This is a genomic window from Brevundimonas sp. GW821-FHT02A10, from assembly GCF_059422025.1.
The window spans coordinates 1-20,071 of sequence record NZ_JBWKWC010000003.1 but is presented as its reverse complement, the minus strand read 5'-3'; the positions used below and the strand labels follow the sequence as shown (position 1 = coordinate 20,071).

Here is a 20,071-nt window from a genome sequence, read left to right as displayed (position 1 = left end):
GGGACCAGTCTCCGCCCCAAATTTCAAGATGGGGCTTCCATGAAACGACACGCTTCCCTCCTGGCCACGGCGGCTATCGCCCTGACCCTGTCCACGCCCGCGTTCGCCCAGACGGCCGGCCACGCCGTCATCGGGACCTGGGGCTTCGATCCGTCGACGATGGACACCTCGGTCAAGCCCGGCGACGACTTCAACCGCTACGCCTCGGGCGGCTGGACGGACGCCACCACCATCCCGGCCGACCGTCCGTCCTGGAGCCCTTGGGACGTCATCTATGATCAGACCCAGGAACAGCTGAAGGCGATCATCGAGACCAGCGCCGCCCACCCCGAGGGCTCGCCCGAGGCCCAGCGCATCGGCGACTTCTATGCCAGCTATATGGACGAGGCCCGCGCCAACGCCCTCGGCGCCAAGCCGCTGGAACAGGGTCTGGCCACGATCCGCGCCGCCCACGACCGTTCGGACATCGCCCGCATCATGGGCCGCAGCTTCGGCGGCGCCGGCAAGAGCCTGTTCGCCCTGCAAATCTTCGAGGACCTGAAGGACCCGAACACCAACAGCGCCTACATCGCCCAGGACGGCCTCGGCCTGCCCGACCGCGACTACTATCTGGAAGCCTCCTTCGCCGAGAAGAAGACCGCCTATCAGGCCTATGTCGCCCAGATGCTGGGCAAGATCGGCTGGGCCAATCCGGAACAGGCCGCCGCCAACATCGTCGCCTTCGAGACCAAGGTCGCCGAGAAGTCCTGGACCAAGGTCGAGTCCCGCCAGATGGACAAGATCTACAACCCCATGACCCTTGCCGAGGTCGCGGCCTATGCGCCGGGCTTCGACTGGGCCGCCTGGGCCGAGGCGGCCAATCTGCCGGCCGCCGCCCACACCGTGGTCAATGAGAAGACCGCCCTGCCCGAGCTGGCCGCCATCTTCGCCGCGACCGATCTCGACACCCTCAAGGCCTATGCCGCCTTCCACTTCGCCGATCAGGCTGCCCCGGTCCTGTCGCAGGACTTCGTCGACGCCAGCTTCGCCTTCCACGGAACGGTTCTGAACGGCGTCGCCCAGAACCGGCCCCGCTGGAATCGCGCGGTCCGCACCGTGAACGGCTCGCTCGGCGAGGCTCTGGGCAAGGAATACGTCCGCCTGCACTTCCCCGCCTCGTCCAAGACGGCGATGGAGGCCCTGGTCCAGAACCTGCTCGCCGCCATGACCGAGCGCCTCAAGCGCCTGGAATGGATGAGCCCGGAGACCAAGGAGCAGGCGCTCTACAAGATCGCCCACTTCGGCGTGAAGGTCGGCTATCCCGACGAATGGCGCAGCTATGACGGCCTGGAAATCAGCAAGGACGACCTGTTCGGCAACACCGAGCGGGCGGCGGCCTTCGAATGGGCGTTCCAGATGTCCAAGACGACCAAACCGGTGAACCCCAAGGAATGGGGGATGACGCCCCAGACCATCAACGCCTACTACAACCCGCCGCGCAACGAGATCGTCTTCCCGGCGGCCATCCTGCAGGCGCCCTTCTTCGATCCGAACGCCGACATGGCCGTCAACTACGGCGGCATCGGCGCGGTCATCGGCCATGAGATCACCCACGGCTTCGACGATCAGGGCCGCAAGGTCGATGGCGACGGCGTGCTGCGCGACTGGTGGACCGCCGAGGACGCCACCAAGTTCGAGGCCCAGGCCAAGATCTTCGGCGCTGAATACGACGCCACCTTCCCCCTGCCGGGCATGCATGTGAACGGCGACCTGACCATGGGTGAGAACATCGCCGACTTCGGCGGCCTGCTGATGGCGCTCGACGCCTATCACCTGGCCCTCAACGGCCAGCCGGCGCCGGTGATCAACGGCCTGACCGGCGACCAGCGCCTGTTCCTCGGCTGGGCCCAGGTCTGGCGTGAGAAGGCCCGTGAGGCGGCTATCCAGCAGCAGCTGGCGACCGACCCCCACTCGCCCGCCGAGGTCCGCGCCTCCGTGCCGATCCGCAACATCCAGGCCTGGTACGACGCCTTCGGGGTCAAGCCCGGCGACGAGAAGTACATCGCCCCGGCCAATCGGGCGGTGATCTGGTAGGGCTCGCCGCCCCGGGCTCAAGCAGGCCGACCGGCCGGTAGCCCGAAAAGAAGAACGGCCCCGGGATCGCTCCCGGGGCCGTTTTCATGCGTACGCCTGATGTTTAGTGCGGACGGCGCGGGGTCGTCGCAGCGCCCACGGCCGCGCCGGCGACAGCGCCGCCCACGGTGGCGGTGGTGTTGCCGCCCAGAACCTGACCGGCGACGGCGCCGCCCAGGGCGCCGGTCGCGGCGCGCTGCTCCATGGTCGAGCCACAGGCGGCGAGCAGGCCGACGACGGCGACGATCGGGGTGAGCTTGAGAATGGTCTTCATGGTGAAATCTCCTGAACGTCTCGGGGGAACGACGTGTGGAGACAAAACGAAACGACCCCCGCCCGGTTCCCCGGACGAGGGTCGTAATGTCGGATACCGCGCCGTTTCCGGCGTGGAACCAGAGCCTTAGCCGACGATCTGGTCGTCGGTGAAGAACTGGGCGATTTCGATGCCGGCGTTTTCCAGCGAGTCCGAACCGTGGACCGAGTTCTCGCCGATCGACAGGGCGAACTGCTTGCGGATGGTGCCTTCGGCAGCCTGTTCCGGGTTCGTGGCGCCCATGACTTCACGGTAGGCGGCGACGGCGTTCGGGCCTTCCAGCACCTGAACGACGACCGGCTCGGCGGTCATCTGGCCGACCAGCTCGCCGTAGAACGGGCGCTCGGCGTGGACTTCATAGAATTTCTTGGCCTGGGCCTCGGTCAGCTTGATGCGGCGTTGCGCGACGATGCGCAGGCCGGCGGCTTCGATCACGGCGTTGACGGCGCCGGTCAGGTTGCGGCGGGTCGCGTCAGGCTTGATGATCGAGAACGTACGTTCGGTCATGGGAAGACTTCTTGTTTGGGAATGTGGAGGTGGGGGCTTATAGACGCGCCCTCAGTCATTTCCAAGGCGTCCCCGCCGCTTCCGGTCCCCTCCCCGAAAAGGGCCGTTCGCGTGTGTCGCAGGACGCCCAGCTCAAGTCCGTCAGAACCATGCTCCAGATCACCGACCTGACGTTCAACGCCTGGGGCCGCAAATTCCTCATCGACGCCTCCGTCAGCCTGCCGCCGGGCTCCAAGGTCGGACTGGTCGGCCGCAACGGCATCGGCAAGTCGACCCTGTTCAAGCTGATCCTCGGCGAACTCAACGCCAACGGCGACGAGATCAGCCTGCCCAAGACCGCCCGCATCGGCTCGGTCGATCAGGAACACCCGGCGACCCCGGTCAGCGTCCTCGACACCATCCTTGAGGCCGATGTCGAACGGCACACCCTGCTGGGCCGGCTGGAGACCGCCGAGCCCGAGGAGATGGGCGAGATCTGGGCCCGGCTGATCGAGATCGACGCCGACGCCGCCCCGGCCCGCGCCGCCGAAATCCTCGTCGGCCTCGGCTTCGATCAGGAGAACCAGCAGCGGCCAATGTCCGAGTTCTCGGGCGGCTGGCGCATGCGCGTCGCCCTGGCCGCGGCCCTGTTCGCCGAGCCGGACATGCTGCTGCTCGACGAACCGACCAACTATCTCGACCTCGAAGGCGCCCTGTGGCTCGAGGCGCGGCTGAAGAAGTATCCGCACACCGCCCTGATCATCTCCCACGACCGGGAGATGCTGAACGAGGTCTGCACCCACATCCTGCACCTCGCGAACCACAATCTGACCCTCTACACGGGCAACTACGACCAGTTCGAAAAGGCGCGCGCCGAGAAGGCTCGTCTGCAGCTCTCGGCCAAGGCCAAGCAGGACGCCGAGCGCGCCCACCTTCAGGCCTTCGTCGACCGCTTCAAGGCCAAGGCCTCCAAGGCCGCCCAGGCCCAGTCGCGCATGAAGCGGCTTGAGAAGATGCAGCCGGTCGCGACGACCATCGAGGAGCGGGTCGCCCCGTTCACCCTGCCTTCGCCGCCGCGCCCCCTAGCGCCGCCGCTGATCCGGCTGGAGCGCGCCAATGTCGGCTATGAAGCCGGCAAGCCGATCTTGCGCAATCTCAACCTCCGCATGGATCTGGACGACCGGATCGGCCTGCTGGGCGTCAACGGCGCCGGCAAGTCGACCTTCGCCAAGATGATCGCAGGCGCACTGAACGTCTCGGACGGCGAACTGCACCGCGACAAGAAGATGAGGGTCGGCTGGTTCCACCAGCACCAGATCGAGGCCATGGACCCGACCGACACCCCGCTGGAGATCATCCGCCGGGCCATGCCGGACGGCTCTGAAAGCGCCCGTCGGTCGAAACTGGCCCAGTTCGGTCTCGGCTATGAGAAGCAGGAGACAACCGTCGACAGCCTGTCGGGCGGCGAGCGCGCGCGCCTGCTGCTCAACATGGTGGCCATGGACGCGCCCCACGTCCTGATCCTCGACGAACCGACCAACCACCTGGACATCGACAGCCGCCGCGCCCTGCTGGACGCCCTGAACGACTACTCGGGCGCCGTCATCCTGATCACCCACGACCGTTCGCTGATGGAGATGGTGGCCGACCGGCTGTGGCTGGCCGCCGACGGCACAGTGAAGCCCTACGAGGGCGACATGGACGACTACGCCAAATTCGTCCTCGACCGCGCCAAGGCCGCCATCGCCAAGCCCAGCCAGATCAAGAAGGAAGAGGCGGCTCTTGCCTCTACGGCTCAGGTTGTCGGCGGAAATGCCGGAGCCAAGGGAAACAACAAGAAATCAGGCCCCTCGCCCTCGACCCTGCGTCACGCTGTGAAAAAGGCCGAGGAACGGATGAGCCAGCTGACGGCCGAGATCGCTCGCATCGACGACGACATGGCCAACGCCTCGGTCAGCAACCCCAAGGCCCTCGAAGGCCTGTCCCGCGCCCGGGCCAAGACCCAGACCGACCTCGACGCCGCCGAAGCCGCCTGGGTCGCCGCCGAGGAAGCCCTGGCTGAGGTGAGCTGACATGAAAGCCGTCGAACCCATCGAATTCTCGAAAGAAGAGATGCGCGACATGGTCCGGCGGGTGCAGGCGTATTTCGAGACCGAGCTGGATCAGGAGTTGGGCGCCCTGCCCGCCGAAATGCTGATCGCCTTCTTCGGTCGGGAGGTCGGAAGCTTCTTCTACAACCGCGGACTCCGCGACGCCCAGGCCGTCTTCACCGCCCGGGCGGAGGACGTCGCCGACCAGATCTACGGTCTGGAGCAGAAGACCGGCGGACGCTGAGACCCGGGCGTCAGGCCCGGATGGCGCGTCCCACGAGGGTCAGCCGCTCGGGGGCGCCGGGGGCCAATTCGGTCAGTTCGGGGTCTTCACCGCTCCAGAGGGTCAGGGCTCCGCGCTCCGCGCGCCAGCCCGACACCCGATCCGTCCCGTCCGCGAACAGCAGCAAACCGCCGTCCAGCGTTCGCCGGGCATCCGTCAGGTCGATCGTGAAACCGTATCCCGCGCCCTTCGTAGTCGCTGGAAGACCACGCCCTCCGGCCATGTGACGCACGAGGATGACCTCGCCCACCGGGGCCAGACCCCTCGCTTTCAGATGATCCACGGCGAAGTCGAGGAGGATGACGGGCGGGTCAGCCCGATCAAAGGTCTTGCCCGGGGTCCAGCCGACACCCTCGAAAACCGGCGGCTGGCCGAGAGCGAAGCGCTGTGGCGCGCGGGCTGGCGGCGTCTCGTCTCTGTCGATCTGGCTGGATCCCATGAGCGAAGCTTACCGTCCTGTAAGTCTTCGCCGCAAGATCGTCACAATCGGCGACGGGCGCTAATCCCTCGCGTGTATCCATCCGGTGACGGACAGTCGCGGCGTCTGCGCCAGCCGGGTGACCATGGACACCGCATGGGTCTGGGGGACGGAAAAGATGTTCAGGGCGTTGTAGGCGGGCACATAGCCCTCTGCGACGTGGCCGTCGTCGTCCAGGAACATCAACACCCCGCCCCAGTCGGCGCGCCAACGTGGGGTCAGGTTGAGCACATAGGCGTAGAGCCGGCGCTCGGCGGGGTTCTCATCCCCGTGAGCCGTCAGGAAATGGCCGGGCAGATAACGCGTGGCCATGACGTCGGCAAAGGCCAGCCGGTCGTCGCCTGTCAGGGCCGCCACGAATTGGAGGAAGTCGCGCCCGTTGATGAAGTCGTGGATCGACCGCAAGGGATCGGCGACAGGGCGGGCAGCCTTGAGCTCTGACGAAATGCGGATCGTATCGAACATGTACTGCAGATTGTCGGTGCTGGAATCCGCCAGTCCCCGCTCGAACTGCGCCCGCTCTTGCGCCGACAGGGCGTCCAGATCGACGACAGGGATATCGTAGTCCTTGCCCGCCTCGACATGGATGGATCGGGTCCAGCCTTCGGCCCCGGCCAGAACACCGTGAAGCGCAGAGGCCGAGCCAGGGTCGAGAATGTCGGGAACATGAAGCCGGCCATGCGCCTGAAAGACGGGCCGGTAGGCGACAGGTCGAAGCGCCGGATTGAGGCGCGGAGATAGCGAACCGGTCACTGAACAGCCTCGTCGAACGGCTGTGCAGAAACCCGATCCCCTGTCCTTGCGGCAAGTTAAACTTTGGAAACAAGACAGCCGCCATAGCGCCGCAATTGGAGCTATTGCAAATCGTTTGCAGTCAGGGCAATCCCGTCTGCGAACCGGAGACAGACCATGCGGACCCTGCGCAACGCCGCCCTCACCAGCTTCATCATGGCCCTGACGGCCGGTCAGGCGCTGGCCCACGTCCCCTATGTGCGGCCAAACGTCATGGACGCCACCGGGCGCGATCACGTCACGGTCGAGGCCAGCTTCACCGAAGACGTCTTCGCCGCCGAGGTGGTGATGCGCTCCGACGCCTGGCACGTCGTCGGCCCCAATGGCGACACGCCCATCACCGCCGTCACCTATCTGCGCGATCTGGCGGTGTTCGAGGCCGCGACGCCGGTCGACGGGACCTACCGCATCTCTTCCGGTCCCCGCACCGGCCGCATGGGCCAGATGTACAAGGCCGCCGACGGCAGCTGGAAGATGGTCGGCGAGGAGGACGGTCCCGCTCCTGCCGGCGCCGAGATCGTGCCGGTCCAGAGCATCACCACCGCCGACGTCTATGTGACCAGGGGCGAGCCCACCGCCGCCGCCATCACCCCCTCGGGTCACGGCCTTGAGGTCGTTCCCCTGATCCAGCCGACCGACGTCGTCGCGGGCGAGGACCTGCCGCTGCAGGTGCTGTTCGACGGCCGACCGCTGGCGAACACTCCCCTCGTCGTCTACCGCGAGGCCGGCCTCTATGACGGCAAGAAGGTCGAGGCCGAACTGACCAGCGACGCCGAGGGCAAGGTCAGCGTCCGCGTCGGCGATCCGGGCGCCTATATGACCCTGGTCCGCTACCGCGCCGAGGCCCCCGCCGATTCCGGCGTCCGCTTCCGCAGCTACAGCCACAGCCTGACCTTCGCGGCCCAAGGGGGCTGACGCGGGCCGGGCGCATTCTCACGCGGTTAACGGAATCGCCGAACACTGACCTTCCAACTTCAAGAGAGGCGTCATGGCGTTCCGGATCATCCCCCTCGCGGCTGTTCTCGCCGCCCTTCCCGCCCTCGCCTTGGCAGCCGAGCCGTCGGAACGCTACGCCCTGAACCTCTCGGTCATGCGCGAGGGGGTCGAGGTGGTCGCCGCCCGCACCCTGATCGTCGAGGACGGCACGGCGGAGATTTCCGTCTCCGATGGCGACCAGGTCTATCAGGTCAACGCCGAGCTCAGCCCGGTCCAGGGCGATGGCGACGACACCGTCCTGGCCCTCTACGCCAATATCAGCCACGCCGACGAGCAGCCGCAGGAGCCGCGCCTCCTCATCAAACGCGGCGGCACGGCCCGGTTCGAGAGCGGTCGCGAGGACGCCTCGGGCGCCATGACCGACGGCCTGAAGCTGACCCTGACGCCGGCGCCTGCCGCGGCCCGTTGACGCCTGTCCGACGCTTGGCTTGACGGGACGGCGGGGGCGGTCGAGGGTTCGCCTCCCCCGGCTGTTCCCGAGAATCCCTGCCTATGTCGCGTCTGCTCCTGTCCGCCTGCGCCGCCGCCCTCGCCTTCGCCGCCTCGGCCCGCGCCCAAGAATTCCCGCAGACCGGCACCCCCATCATCGCCGACGCGACCCAGGCGCCGCTGGCCCTGCCCCGCGCCCAGCCCGCGATCCCCGCGCCGGTGGATACGCCCTACCCCGGCGTGATCCGCTACAAGGCCGACGTCACCGATCTGGAACGCAAGATCGTCACCGTAACGGAAAACATCCCCGTCGCCGCCGGCCCCCTGACCCTGCTCTATCCGGAATATCTGCCGGGCAACCACGCGGCGACCGGTCCGATCCAGCTGATCTCGGGCGTCACGGTCACCGGCGGGGGCAAGCGCATCGAATGGCTGCGCGACACGATTCAGCCCTACGCCTTCCACCTCGACATCCCCGAGGGCGTCACCGAGATCGAGGTCACCTTCCAGTGGCTGACCCAGCCGGACAACGCCAACTGGCGCGTCACCATAACGCCGTCGATCGTCAACATGCAGTGGGAGAAGGCCCTGCTCTATCCGGCTGGCCACTATTCGCGCCGGATCACCTTCGCCCCCTCGGTCCAGCTGCCCGCGGGCTGGGGTTACGGTACGGCGCTGGAGACCGAGAGCTTCGAGAACGGTCTCGCGACCTTCAAGCCGACCGACCTCTACACCCTGGTCGACAGCCCCATGTATGCGGGCGCCAATCACCGCCGCGTCGACATCGATCCGAACGGCGAGGCCGTCCACATGGAGATCGTCGCCGACAAGGCCGCCAACCTCGCCATAACGGACGAGCAGATCGGCCTCTACCAGAACATGGTCACCCAGGCCGACCGCCTGTTCGGCGCGCGCCACTTCGACCACTACGACGTCCTGATGGCCCTGTCGGACCAGCTGGGCGGCATCGGGCTGGAGCATCACCGCTCGTCCGAGAATACCGGCAATCCGGGCTTCTTCACCGAGTGGGACAAGAACGCCGGCGGCCGGGCCACCATTCCGCACGAGTTCACCCACTCCTGGAACGGCAAATTCATGCGGCCGGCGGATGAGCTGACCGCCAACTACAACGTCCCGACCCAGAACACCCTGCTGTGGGTCTATGAGGGCCAGACCGAATACTGGGGCCACGTCCTCGCCGCCCGCTCGGGCATCCACACCATCGAGGAAGAGAAGATCCTGCTGGCCGGGGTCGCCGCCTTCTACGAGAACCAGCCCGGCCGCGAGTGGCGCGCGCTTCAGGACACCGACAACCACAACCTGCTGGGCTATCGCGTGCCCGGCCTGTGGACCTCATGGATGCGCGGCACCGGCGACTACTACCGCGAGAGCCAGCTGATGTGGCTGGATGCCGACACCCTGATCCGCGAAGGCACCGACAACAGGAAGTCACTCGACGACTTCGCCAGGGCCTTCTTCGGTGTCGAGGACGGCCGCTACACCCCGCGGGGCTATACGTTCGAGGAGGTCGTGGCGGCCCTGAACGGCGTCTATGCCCACGACTGGTCGACCTTCCTGCGCGGACGGCTGGATGCGGTCGGCCCCGATGCGAAGGCCCCGACCGACGGCATCACCCGCGCCGGCTATTTCCTGACCTACACCGACACCCTGACGGCGCTGGAGAAGAAGGTCATGTCCGGCTGGGCGACCGACTTCCAGTATTCGCTCGGCTTCACCCTTTCAGGTCCGACCAGCCGCCTGTCCAACATCCGTTGGGGCAGCCCGGCCTTCAACGCCCCCCTGGGCGCCGGCTGGGACCTGATCGCGGTCAATGAGGTGGCGGCGACGCCCGATGTGCTGCGTGACGCCGTCACGGCCGCCAAGACCTCGACCGACCCCATCGTCCTGCTGCTCAGGAACGGTACGCGCTACCGGACCGTCAGCTTCGACTACCACGAGGGCCTGCGCTATCCGCGTCTGGAGCGGAATGCGGGCACGCCGGACCGTCTGGCCGACATCTGGGCGCCGCGCAGGCGGTAAAGCGACGGCCCCGACGGTTCGCCGGGGCCGCCTGTCTTCCTAGGCCTTGAGCGCGGTCAGCAGGGCTTCTGCCGCCTCTCGCGACGACCCCGGGTTCTGGCCGGTGATCAGCTTGCCGTCGACCTGAACGAAGGACGCCCAGTCCGGCCCCTTGGCGTAGAGACCGCCATTGGCCTTGAGCATGTCCTCGACCAGGAACGGCACCACCTCGGTCAGGCCCACAGCCTCTTCCTCGGAGTTGGTGAAGCCGGCGACTGCACGGCCCTTCACCAGCGGCTCGCCGTTTGCGGCCTTGACGTTCTTGAACACGCCGGGGGCATGACAGACGGCGGCGACGGGCTTGTCGGCCCCGGCGAAGGCCTCGATCAGGGCGATGGACTTCGTATCCTCCGCCAGATCCCACAGTGGGCCGTGGCCGCCCGGATAGAAGACCGCGTCGAAATCGGCGGCGTCCACACTGGCCAGGGTCACAGTATGGGCCAGCAGCTTTTGAGCCTCGGCGTCGCCCTTGAATCGACGCGTGTCGTCTGTCTGGGCGTCGGCGTCGTCACTCTTGGGGTCCAGCGGCGGCTGACCACCCTTGGGCGAGGCCAGGACGATGTCCGCCCCGGCGTCCTTGAGCGCGTAATAGGGCGCCGCGAACTCCTCCATCCAGAAGCCGGTCTTCTTTCCGGTGTCGCCGAGTTCATCGTGCGACGTCAGAACCATCAGAATCTTCATGGAGGTCGTCCTTCCTGTCTTGGAGAGGACAGATGGTGACCCGCTCCGCCCGACGCCACCCGCGCAAATGCAAACGGGCCCGGCGATCGCTCGCCGGGCCCGCTGAAGTCTGAGCCCTCCCGAAGGAGGGACCAAAGTCCGATCTTACTTGATCTGGATCTTGGCGCCGGCTTCTTCCAGCTTCTTCTTGATTTCGTCGGCGGTCTGCTTGGAGACGTTCTCGACGACGTTGGCCGGAGCAGCTTCGACCAGGTCCTTGGCTTCCTTCAGACCGAGGTCCGAACGCACGCCACGGACTTCCTTGATGACGTTGATCTTCTTGTCGCCACCGTCCAGCAGGACGACGGTGAACTCGGTTTGCTCTTCAGCAGCTTCGGCGGGGGCGGCAGCGCCACCACCGGCGGGCATGGCCATGGCGACCGGAGCGGCGGCGGAGACGCCCCACTTTTCTTCCAGCAGCTTGGACAGTTCGGCGGCTTCGAGGACGGTCAGCGAGGACAGGTCTTCGACGATCTTGGACAGGTCGGCCATTTCAGTATTTCCTTCGGAGGATTGGGTTGGTTTGGATTTTTGCAGAGATGGAAGCGGGGTCGCTTACGCGGCGTCCTTGGTGGCGTACGCGTTGAACACGCGGGCCAGTTGGGCAGCCGGGGCTTGAACGACGCCGGCGACCTTGGTCGCGGGGGCGTTGAGCAGGCCGAGCAGCGAAGCGCGGATCTGGTCCAGCGACGGCAGCTTCGACAGGGTCGAAACGCCATTGGCGTCCAGAACGGTCTCGCCCATGAAACCGCCCAGGACGACGAACTTGTCGTTGGCCTTGGCGTAATCGGCGGTGACCTTGGCGGCGGTGACGGCGTCGGGGGCGTAGGCGATGCCCACCGGACCCTTGAACAGGCCGTGGTAGGCGGAGCCTTCCTCGACGTTCAGGGCCTTCAGCGCCAGGCGGTTCTTGACCACCTTGAACGCGCCGCCGGCAGTGCGCAGCTTGCCACGCAGGTCTTCCATTTCCGCAACGGTCAGACCCAGGTTGTGGGTCACGACCACGGCGCCGGCGTCAGCGAAAACGCCCTTCAGCGTTTCGATCGACTCGGCCTTTTGTGCGCGGTCCATTGCGGTCTCCAGTCTTGGTGTTGCCGCCCGGGCTTATTCCCGGACGACGTTTGGCCAAAGCGTTCCGCATCGCTGCGAGACGTTGTGGCCGGTCGTATTGTCCGAAGGATGCGACTGAGGCCGTCATCCCGACAGGCGGGCCGACAGCAATCCAGATTTCGCGTCCCCATCTCCCCACGGCGTCAGAGGGCTCTCTGACAGTTACGGCATGGGTGGCCCCCACGCCCCGAAGTTCTCGGACAGGACCGCCGAAACCACCCCAATTCAGGAAGGGTCTCGACGGAGAAGGCGCGCTCATACAGGCGATGGCGGGAAAGATCAACCGCTTCCGCCACTATCCGCCCAGGATCAGATCTGGTCGTCGAGCTCCGCGCTCGCGAAGCCACGGATCAGATCGGCCAGGTCCGGCTCCATCACCGAACCCGCCGCCGCCTCCAGCGACATCCAGCGCCGCTCGCGCTCGGCCGCCTCGGGCCAGGCGCCCAGCTGGATCAGGACCTTCATCGGATAGACCGCGACCACGCAGATCTTGGAGTCCCCGCCGCGCAGGCGTTTGGCGTAGCGGAAGGCGCCGATGGGCGTCTGGGCGATCTCGCCCTGCACCCCTGCCTCCTCCATCGCCTCGACGGCGGCGGCCTGGGGATCGGTCTTGCCGACCATCCGCCCGCCCTTGGGAATGACCCAGCGCCGCGTCTCGCGCGAGGTGATCATCAGGACTTCGCGGCCGCTCGCGCCGATGCGCCACGGCAGGGCGGCGACCTGTCGGGTTTCGGATCGGGCGGACCGTTTGACCGCCTTGCCGCTCAAGTCAGGAAGAGCCCGCCGAAATAGTAGGCGACCGCGGCGACGGCTGCGGCCGCCGGAATGGTCACGAACCAGGCGAAGACGATGCTGCGGGCCACGCCCCAGCGCACGGCCGATACCCGACGCGCCGCGCCCACGCCGATGATGGCGCCGGTGATGGTGTGGGTGGTCGACACAGGGATGCCCAGACCCGTCGCCAGGAACAGGGTGATGGCCCCGCCCGTCTCGGCGCAGAAGCCCTGCTGGGGCGTCAGGCGGGTGATCTTGGACCCCATGGTGTGAACGATCCTCCAGCCCCCGGTCAGGGTGCCCAGCGCGATGGCCGAATGGCAGGACAGGACGACCCACAGCGGCACGCTGAACTCGGTACCCGCCGGGGCGCGCGACAGCAACAGGACCGCGATGATTCCCATGGTCTTTTGCGCATCATTTCCTCCGTGTCCCAACGAATAGGCTGAGGCGGAGAAGAACTGCAGGACGCGGAAAACCTTGTCGGCGACCGCCGGATTGGTCCGCACGAACAGCCAGGACACGATCAGCACCAGCAGCAGGGCCAGCAGGAAGCCCAGCGCCGGCGACAGGAAGATGGCGCCGACGGTCTTCAGCGTGCCCGACAGGACGATGACGCCCGGCCCCGCCTTGGCCACGCCCGCGCCGAGCAGGCCGCCGACCAGGGCGTGGGAGCTCGACGAGGGAATGCCCGCCAGCCAGGTCACCACGTTCCAGGTGATCGCCCCCATCAGGGCGCCGAAGATGACCTGATCCGAGATGATGTGCGGATCGATGATCCCCTTGCCGATGGTCCCGGCCACATGCAGGCCGAAGAACAGGAAGGCGATGAAGTTGAAGAAGGCGGCCCAGCCCACGGCGAAGGCCGGCGGCAGGACGCGGGTGGCGACGATGGTCGCGATCGAGTTCGCCGCGTCGTGCAGGCCGTTCAGGAAGTCGAACAGCAGGGCGACGCCGATCAGGAAGACCAGGATCAGGAGCGCGTGGTCCACCTTAGAGGTGCTCGACCAGGATGCCGCTGATGCGGTCGGCCACGTCCTCGAAGCGGTCGATCACCTTCTCCAGATGGTCGTAGATGTCGGCGCCGATGACGAAGTCCAGCGCCGTCGGCGCGGCCTTTTGCGCCGCGTACAGCGCCTTCATCCCCTGGTCGTAGAGGATGTCGCTTTCGTTCTCGAGCTGGGACAGCTGTTCGGTCAGGCTGTTCACCCGGTCCTGATGCTTCTGCATGGTCGGCAGCAGGGAGACCGCCTCGACCGTCAGGGCGGCGCAGCGCACGGCGATGTCGCCCAGTTCGCGCATCTGCGGCGAGAACTCGCGCAGTTCGTACAGGGTCACGCTTTTGGCGGTCTTCTGCATCTGGTCGATGGCGTCATCCAGCGACTCGGTCAGGCCGCGGATGTCGGAGCGGTCGAAGGGGGTGATGAAGCTGCGGCGCACCGCCAGCAGCACCTCGGCGGCGATCTTGTCGGCCTCGTCCTCATGGTCGACGATCTTCGCCGTCCAGGCCGGAACCTCGTTCCCGCCGTCCAGCATGTGCCGCATCGCGTCGGCGCCCTTGGTCAGGGTCGCCGCATGGGCGTTGAACAGACGGAAGAAATTGTCTTCCTTCGGCATCAGCGCCTGGAACCAGCTCAGCATCGGCATCCCCTGTTACGTCAGGTCGCCTGCGACCTTTCGCCTCGAAACGTCTCTCACCTAACCCAGGTCTCGCCACCGTAGTGCGAAGGTTTCACGTCAGTGAGGCCCGCCGGTCGAAGGCGACCTGGGCCTCGACAACCTCGGGCATGCGGCTCTCGGCCCAGTCGACCATGGGCTGCAGCGCCGCGACCAGGGTGTGGCCCAGCGGCGTGATCGCATAGGTGACCGAGATCGGCACCGTGGCCTCCACCGACCGGCTGACCAGACCGTCGCGCTCCAGTTGGCGAAGGGTCTGGCTCAGCATCTTCTGCGACACCCCTTCGACCCGCCGCTTCAGGGCGTTGAACCGCATCGGACCGCCCTTCAGCGTGGTCAGCAGCAGCACGGTCCATTTGTCGGCGATCCGGTCCAGCAGGACCCGGGTCGGACAGTTCTTCGCATAGACGTCCCACGCCAACCCAGGTTCGGGACGGGTTTCCTGCGGGTGACCAGATGAGGTTTCGGTGCCTTCTTGCATGGTCGATCTCCATATCTCACTTGGTCACTATTGGAAACCACGGAGTTCATTCCATGAAGATCGCAGTCCTCGGCGCCAGCGGTCGCGCCGGATCGGAAATCACCAAAGAGCTGGCCTCGCGCGGCCATTCGGTCACCGCTATCGCCCGCAAGCCCGAGGCCATCCCGGTCGCTGACGGCGTCACCGCCGTTCAGGGTGACGCCTCCGACGCCACCGCCCTCGCCTCCCTGATCAAAGGCTCGGACGCCGTGGTCAGCGCCCTGCATTTCGACGTGCCCGCCGCCACCCTCCTGTCGGCCCTGACGACGGCGGGGGTCCCTCGCCTGCTGGTCACCGGCGGCGCCGCCAGCCTTGAGGTCGCGCCCGGCGTCCGTCTGATCGACACGCCCGAGTTCCCCGAGGAATGGAAGGTCTTCGCCCAGGGCGGCATCGTCTTCCTCGACGCGCTGAAGGCCGGGACGGATATCGACTGGACCTTCTTCTCGCCCGCCGCCGTCATCGAGGAAGGCCCGCGCCTCGGCCATTTCCGCCTCGGGACCGACCAGCTGGTCACTGACGACAAGGGCGAGAGCCGCATCAGCTTCGCCGACTACGCCATCGCCATGGCGGATGAGGTCGAGCAGCACAAACACCCGAAGGCGCGCTTCACGGCCGCCTGGTGATCGGCGGCCTTCAGCCCCAAACGAAAACGGCGGCGGAGATTGCTCTCCGCCGCCGTAATCAGTTCTGAGCTGGAAGCTCGACTTAAGCCAGCGAGGCCGGGTCGATCTTGAAGCCCGGGCCCATCGTCGAGGACAGGCTGATGCGCTTGATGTAGGTGCCCTTGGCGCCGGCCGGCTTGGCGCGGTTCAGGGCGTCCACATAGGCCTTCACGTTGGCTTCGAGGGCTTCCTGGGTGAAGGAGACCTTGCCGATGCCGCCGTGAGCGATACCGGCCTTCTCGACGCGGAACTCGACGGCGCCGCCCTTGGCGTCCTTGACGGCCTGGGCGACGTTCGGGGTGACGGTGCCGACCTTGGGGTTCGGCATCAGGCCGCGCGGACCCAGCACCTTACCCAGACGGCCGACGAGGGCCATCATGTCGGGCGAGGCGATGACGCGGTCGAAGTCCATCAGGCCGCCGTTGATCTGCTCGTACAGATCCTCGGCGCCGACGTATTCAGCGCCGGCGGCGCGGGCTTCGTCAGCCTTGGCGTCCTTGGCGAAGACGGCGACGCGGACGTCACGGCCGGTGCCCGACGGCAGGTTGACGACGCCACGGACCTGTTGGTCGGCGTGACGCGGGTCGACGCCCAGGTTGACGGCGATCTCGATCGACTCGTCGAACTTGGCCTTGGCGTTGTCCTTGACGGCCTTGATCGCGTCCGAGAACGAGATCGGGGTCAGGGTATCGCCGGTGCGGGCTTTGAAAGCCTTGGTTTGCTTGGCCATGTGCTTAGCCCTCCACCACGTTGAGGCCCATGGCGCGAGCCGAGCCTTCGATGATCTTCGTCGCGGCGTCCAGGTCGTTCGCGTTCAGATCCTTCATCTTCTTTTCGGCGATCTCACGCAGCTGGCTGCGCTTGATCTTGCCGGCCACTTCACGGCCCGGCAGCTTCGACGCCGAGGTGATGCCGGCGGCCTGCTTGATGTAGTGGGTCGCGGGCGGGGTCTTGGTGACGAAGGTGAACGACTTGTCCTGATAGACCGTGATCACGGTCGGCAGGGGGGTGCCCTTCACTTCCTTCTCGGTGCGCGCGTTGAACTCCTTGACGAAGCCCATGATGTTCACGCCGCGTTGACCCAGAGCCGGGCCGATCGGGGGCGAAGGCGTGGCCGAACCGGCCGGCACCTGCAGTTTGATATAGCCGAGGATCTTCTTGGCCATTGGTCTCTCCTGTGAATGACCCCGGAACGTGATCCGGAGCCGGTGAGCCGTGGTCTGGCATGGCTGCCTCCCACGGATTTGCCCCTGCTACGCAAGGGAGGCGCGCGTGTAGCAAACACGGGGCCCAAATGCAAACGGCGGCTCCGGGGAGCCGCCGCCGCAAATCTCGAAGTCGGACCGGAGCTTAGGCCGCGGTCTTCTCGACCTGATTGTATTCCAGATCCACCGGGGTCGGGCGGCCGAAGATCGACACGGCGACGCGCAGGCGGGCGGCGTCTTCGTCGACGCTCTCGACCTGGCCGTCGAAGCTGGCGAACGGGCCGTCGATGACCTTGACGGTCTCGCCGATGTCGAAGCGGATGGTGGGCTTCGGACGCTCGACGCCCTCTTCCACGGCGCCGATAATGGCCTGGACTTCACGCTCGGTGACCGGCAGGGGCTTGGTGCCGCCCGCGGCGCCGAGGAAGCCCGTGACCTTCGGGGTGTCCTTGACCAGGTGGTAGGCGTCGTCGGTCATCTCCATCTTCGCCAGGACGTAGCCCGGGAAGAATTTGCGTTCCGAGTTCACCTTGCGGCCGCGACGGATCTCGATGACATCCTCGGTCGGAACCAGGATTTCAGAGAAATTGTCTTCCAGGCCGCGCTGCTTGGCCTGGTCGCGGATGTGCTGCGCGACCTTCTTCTCGAAGTTCGAATAGGCGTGGATGATGTACCACTTGTGCCGCGGGTTGGCGGGCTTGGTGTCGGGCGCTGCATCAGTCATGTGCGCGTCTCCTTATTGGCCAATGGCGAGAATGACCTGCGACAGGAACGTCAGGCCGGAATCCACGATCCAGAAGAACAGCGTGGCGATGAGAACCATGATGAAGACCATTACCGAGGTGATCCAGGTCTCCTTGCGGCTGGGCCACACGATCTTGCGGGCCTCGGCGCGAACCTGGCTGGCGAACTGCGGCAGCGAGGTCGCCTTCTTCTTCGGAGCCGCAGAATCGATCGTCACGGTCGCCGGAGCGCCCGCAGCAACCGGCGCCTTGCCGGGACGGAAGCCGGGGCGTGTAGGCTTGCCGGGGGACTTGGCCATCAATGGTCTCTTCAAACGTTTTTACCCTGTCGCACCAGATGGGGATGCCCATCCGGCGGCGACAGGGGGGAAATGGCAGGAGCTGGGGGATTCGAACCCACGACCCCCGGTTTTGGAGACCGGTGCTCTACCAGCTGAGCTAAGCTCCTCTATGAAAGACAGCGCGCCGTGGGTTTCCCCGGCGGCGCTTGCCTTCGCCAGACCGCGGCGTATGCCCCACCGGTAGAGCGTTTTCAAGGACAATCCGCCTTATTCGGACAGGATCAGCCCTCGTAGTGCTCGGCGACCGCCTTCTTCTCGTCCTCGGCGTTCACGACCTGCTTGAAGATCAGCTTGTCGATGCGGCGATCGTCCATATCGACGACCTCAACCTCGAATCGACCGAGCTGCAGCACCTCGCCCTCATCGGGCACGCGCGACAGCTGGTGCAGCACCAGACCCGCGACGGTATGGAAGCTTTCGTTCTCGCCGAAATCCTCGCCCAGCAGGTCGCACAGCTCGTCCAGATCGGTGCGGCCGTCCACCAGCCAGCTGCCGTCGGCGCGCTCGACCACGAAGGAATGATCGTCGTCGTGGCCTTCGTTGAAGTCGCCGGCGATCATTTCCAGGATGTCGGTGGCCGTCACCACGCCTTCGAAGGCGCCGTATTCATCGACGATGAAGGCCATGTGGACATGGGTGCCCTTCAGGATCTCCAGCGCCTTGAGCACCGAGGTCGACTGCGGGATGAAGGCGGGCTCGGCGACATGATCGCCCAGGGCCATCTCCCCCGTCGTCAGCAGACTGTCCAGCAGGTCCTTCTTGTGAACCACGCCGATGGGGTGATCCAGATCGCCGTCGCGGGCTACCACGATACGCGAATAGGGGCAGACGCGAATCTCTTCGCGCAGCACGGCCGGATCGTCGTCGATGGCCACCCAGTAGACGTCGGTGCGCGGCGTCATCGCCACACGGACCGGACGGTCTCCGAGGCGCAGGATTTCCTCGATCATCACCTGCTCTTCAGGCTCGATCAGACCGGCCGAGGTGCCCTCGGCGATCATGGTCTCGACCTCCTCCTGGGTGACGTCCGAACCGTCCCGGTCCTTGACGCCCAGAAGCTTGAGGATGCCGGAGGTCGAAGCCGTCAGCAGCAGGACGAACGGCTTGAGAATGATAGCCAGCGTCGAGATCGGCGCCGCCATCTTGGACGCGACCGCTTCAGGGAAGATCAGGGCGATTCGCTTGGGCACCAGTTCGCCGACGATCAGCGAGACATAGGTGATGCAGACGACGACCACGGCCGTAGCGAAGAATTCGGTATAGGCGACGAGGGCCGGGAAGGCCTTCTCGAGGATCTTGTCCAGCTCGCCCGCGATGGTCGCCTGACCATAGGCGCCCGCCAGAATCCCGATCAGGGTGATGCCGACCTGGACCGCAGACAGGAAGTGGGTGGGTTCCTCGGCCAGTTTCAGGGCCGCCCGGGAGCCCCGATCCCCCTTCTCCGCCCGGCTCTGCAGCTTGGATTTGCGCGAAGACACGACCGCGAGTTCGGTCATGGCGAACAGGCCGTTGAGCACCACAAGGAGCAGAACGACGACGATGGCGATGAGTAACATCTAGGGGGAGGAGAACCAGCGCGGCGCAACAGTCGGCGTCCGCTGTTCGTTCCTAGCCGATGTCGGCCGTTTCCGCCACGTTTTCCTTGAACGGCGCCCCGAACGGCGATCCGAAGACGGAGGGCTTGTCTCCCCTGCCCGCCCGTTCCGGAATCGCGTCAGCCGCCGGTACGGCCCGCCTCGACGCTTCCATAGGCGCCCGTCCGGCCCGTGTCGGCCCCGTCGACGGCCGCGCAGGCGCACATTCCGATCAGGGTGCCGATGAACAGGCCAATATGAAGCGCGCGCCGCATGATGCTTACCAAAACATTAACGTCCGATAAGCAGACATGCCTGCAAGGGTCGGGCCCGCGCAAGGTCCCGCTCCAGGACAGACGCCCCTTAACCGCGGTTATCCCCTGTCAGGCGTGATCCTTCTCCCCTTGCGGGAGAAGGACAAACAGAAACGGCCCCCGGATTGCTCCGGGGGCCGCTCTGTAAGCTACTGTGTCTTGTATCTTTTAGGCGATGATCTTGGCGACGACGCCGGCGCCGACGGTGCGGCCGCCTTCACGGATGGCGAAGCGGAGCTTCTCTTCCATGGCGATCGGGGTGATCAGCTCGACGTTCAGCTCGGCGTTGTCGCCGGGCATGATCATTTCGACGCCTTCCTTCAGGTGAACGATGCCGGTCACGTCCGTGGTGCGGAAGTAGAACTGCGGGCGA

At 66.1% G+C, this 20,071-nt stretch carries 25 protein-coding genes and 1 tRNA gene; 7 read left to right on the top strand and 19 right to left on the bottom strand.

What is annotated here, in order from left to right; genetic code table 11:
• Positions 1-39: 39 nt before the first annotated feature.
• Positions 40-2,073, top strand: coding sequence for a M13 family metallopeptidase (locus AC07U0_RS09630; protein ID WP_494719809.1), 2,034 nt, complete (start codon positions 40-42; stop codon positions 2,071-2,073).
• 103 nt (positions 2,074-2,176) lie between these two features.
• Here the strand turns inward: AC07U0_RS09630 and AC07U0_RS09625 are convergent, their stop codons facing one another.
• Entirely contained in the window at positions 2,177-2,386 is a 210-nt protein-coding gene (locus AC07U0_RS09625) for a YMGG-like glycine zipper-containing protein (protein ID WP_494719808.1), read from the bottom strand.
• A 126-nt stretch (positions 2,387-2,512) separates the two neighbouring features.
• Positions 2,513-2,932 carry a nucleoside-diphosphate kinase gene (ndk, locus tag AC07U0_RS09620; RefSeq protein WP_494719807.1) on the bottom strand — a complete coding sequence of 140 codons (420 nt, stop codon included), beginning with the start codon at positions 2,930-2,932 and terminating at the stop codon, positions 2,513-2,515.
• A gap of 149 nt (positions 2,933-3,081) precedes the next feature.
• Between ndk and AC07U0_RS09615 the strand changes: the two genes are divergently transcribed.
• Complete coding sequence (locus AC07U0_RS09615; RefSeq protein ID WP_494719806.1) at positions 3,082-4,983, top strand: ABC-F family ATP-binding cassette domain-containing protein; 1,902 nt, start codon at positions 3,082-3,084, stop codon at positions 4,981-4,983.
• Position 4,984: 1 nt separating this feature from the next.
• Positions 4,985-5,245: a DUF2164 domain-containing protein gene (locus AC07U0_RS09610; RefSeq protein WP_494719805.1), complete on the top strand. Its 261-nt coding sequence runs from the start codon at positions 4,985-4,987 to the stop codon at positions 5,243-5,245.
• Between the two features lie 10 nt (positions 5,246-5,255).
• Here the strand turns inward: AC07U0_RS09610 and AC07U0_RS09605 are convergent, their stop codons facing one another.
• Together AC07U0_RS09605 and AC07U0_RS09600 are read right to left on the bottom strand one after the other, a co-directional pair.
• Entirely contained in the window at positions 5,256-5,723 is a 468-nt protein-coding gene (locus AC07U0_RS09605) for a hypothetical protein (protein WP_494719804.1), read from the bottom strand.
• Between the two features lie 60 nt (positions 5,724-5,783).
• Positions 5,784-6,515 (bottom strand): 2OG-Fe(II) oxygenase, encoded by a 732-nt coding sequence (locus AC07U0_RS09600; protein WP_494719803.1) that lies wholly within the window; start codon positions 6,513-6,515, stop codon positions 5,784-5,786.
• Positions 6,516-6,671: 156 nt separating this feature from the next.
• Here AC07U0_RS09600 and AC07U0_RS09595 point away from each other — a divergent pair, with 156 nt between their 5' ends.
• The 3 genes from AC07U0_RS09595 to AC07U0_RS09585 all read left to right on the top strand — a co-directional run bounded on the left by AC07U0_RS09595 (position 6,672) and on the right by AC07U0_RS09585 (position 10,019).
• Positions 6,672-7,469: a DUF4198 domain-containing protein gene (locus AC07U0_RS09595; RefSeq protein WP_494719802.1), complete on the top strand. Its 798-nt coding sequence runs from the start codon at positions 6,672-6,674 to the stop codon at positions 7,467-7,469.
• A gap of 73 nt (positions 7,470-7,542) precedes the next feature.
• Entirely contained in the window at positions 7,543-7,959 is a 417-nt protein-coding gene (locus AC07U0_RS09590) for a hypothetical protein (RefSeq protein WP_494719801.1), read from the top strand.
• An 83-nt stretch (positions 7,960-8,042) separates the two neighbouring features.
• Entirely contained in the window at positions 8,043-10,019 is a 1,977-nt protein-coding gene (locus AC07U0_RS09585) for a M61 family metallopeptidase (protein WP_494719800.1), read from the top strand.
• A 39-nt stretch (positions 10,020-10,058) separates the two neighbouring features.
• On the opposite strand, the gene AC07U0_RS09580 is transcribed toward AC07U0_RS09585, so the two are convergent.
• From AC07U0_RS09580 to AC07U0_RS09550, 7 genes are all read right to left on the bottom strand, one after another.
• Positions 10,059-10,739 (bottom strand): type 1 glutamine amidotransferase domain-containing protein, encoded by a 681-nt coding sequence (locus AC07U0_RS09580; protein WP_494719799.1) that lies wholly within the window; start codon positions 10,737-10,739, stop codon positions 10,059-10,061.
• 144 nt (positions 10,740-10,883) lie between these two features.
• The gene (rplL, locus tag AC07U0_RS09575; protein ID WP_207931712.1) at positions 10,884-11,270 is read right to left on the bottom strand and encodes a 50S ribosomal protein L7/L12; all 387 of its coding nucleotides are present in this window, start codon (positions 11,268-11,270) and stop codon (positions 10,884-10,886) included.
• Between the two features lie 63 nt (positions 11,271-11,333).
• Positions 11,334-11,849, bottom strand: coding sequence for a 50S ribosomal protein L10 (gene rplJ, locus AC07U0_RS09570; protein WP_494719798.1), 516 nt, complete (start codon positions 11,847-11,849; stop codon positions 11,334-11,336).
• 348 nt (positions 11,850-12,197) lie between these two features.
• Positions 12,198-12,656 (bottom strand): NUDIX hydrolase, encoded by a 459-nt coding sequence (locus AC07U0_RS09565; protein ID WP_494719797.1) that lies wholly within the window; start codon positions 12,654-12,656, stop codon positions 12,198-12,200.
• Positions 12,653-13,654, bottom strand: a complete 1,002-nt coding sequence (locus AC07U0_RS09560) for an inorganic phosphate transporter (protein WP_494719796.1) — start codon at positions 13,652-13,654, stop codon at positions 12,653-12,655. The genes AC07U0_RS09565 and AC07U0_RS09560 overlap by 4 nt, the downstream gene beginning before the upstream one ends.
• Position 13,655: 1 nt before the next feature.
• Positions 13,656-14,303, bottom strand: coding sequence for a DUF47 domain-containing protein (locus AC07U0_RS09555; protein WP_494719795.1), 648 nt, complete (start codon positions 14,301-14,303; stop codon positions 13,656-13,658).
• Between the two features lie 91 nt (positions 14,304-14,394).
• On the bottom strand, positions 14,395-14,820 hold the full coding sequence (locus AC07U0_RS09550; RefSeq protein ID WP_494719794.1) for a winged helix-turn-helix transcriptional regulator: 426 nt from the start codon (positions 14,818-14,820) through the stop codon (positions 14,395-14,397).
• Between the two features lie 53 nt (positions 14,821-14,873).
• Between AC07U0_RS09550 and AC07U0_RS09545 the strand changes: the two genes are divergently transcribed.
• Complete coding sequence (locus AC07U0_RS09545) at positions 14,874-15,482, top strand: NAD(P)-dependent oxidoreductase (protein WP_494719793.1); 609 nt, start codon at positions 14,874-14,876, stop codon at positions 15,480-15,482.
• An 82-nt stretch (positions 15,483-15,564) separates the two neighbouring features.
• Here the strand turns inward: AC07U0_RS09545 and rplA are convergent, their stop codons facing one another.
• The 8 genes from rplA to AC07U0_RS09505 all read right to left on the bottom strand — a co-directional run.
• The gene (rplA, locus tag AC07U0_RS09540; RefSeq protein ID WP_494719792.1) at positions 15,565-16,251 is read right to left on the bottom strand and encodes a 50S ribosomal protein L1; all 687 of its coding nucleotides are present in this window, start codon (positions 16,249-16,251) and stop codon (positions 15,565-15,567) included.
• 4 nt (positions 16,252-16,255) lie between these two features.
• Positions 16,256-16,687, bottom strand: a complete 432-nt coding sequence (gene rplK, locus AC07U0_RS09535) for a 50S ribosomal protein L11 (protein WP_207931704.1) — start codon at positions 16,685-16,687, stop codon at positions 16,256-16,258.
• 184 nt (positions 16,688-16,871) lie between these two features.
• The gene (gene nusG, locus AC07U0_RS09530) at positions 16,872-17,450 is read right to left on the bottom strand and encodes a transcription termination/antitermination protein NusG (RefSeq protein ID WP_207931703.1); all 579 of its coding nucleotides are present in this window, start codon (positions 17,448-17,450) and stop codon (positions 16,872-16,874) included.
• A gap of 12 nt (positions 17,451-17,462) precedes the next feature.
• The gene (gene secE / locus AC07U0_RS09525; protein WP_494719791.1) at positions 17,463-17,768 is read right to left on the bottom strand and encodes a preprotein translocase subunit SecE; all 306 of its coding nucleotides are present in this window, start codon (positions 17,766-17,768) and stop codon (positions 17,463-17,465) included.
• A 73-nt stretch (positions 17,769-17,841) separates the two neighbouring features.
• Positions 17,842-17,917: transfer RNA gene (locus AC07U0_RS09520), tRNA-Trp, on the bottom strand.
• 114 nt (positions 17,918-18,031) lie between these two features.
• Positions 18,032-19,366, bottom strand: coding sequence for a hemolysin family protein (locus AC07U0_RS09515; RefSeq protein WP_494719790.1), 1,335 nt, complete (start codon positions 19,364-19,366; stop codon positions 18,032-18,034).
• A gap of 158 nt (positions 19,367-19,524) precedes the next feature.
• A complete protein-coding gene (locus AC07U0_RS09510; protein ID WP_492947752.1) occupies positions 19,525-19,659 on the bottom strand; it encodes a hypothetical protein in 135 nt (44 codons plus the stop codon).
• 207 nt (positions 19,660-19,866) lie between these two features.
• The coding region (locus AC07U0_RS09505; RefSeq protein WP_494719789.1) for an EF-Tu C-terminal domain-related protein at positions 19,867-20,071 on the bottom strand (205 nt) is incomplete at its 5' end.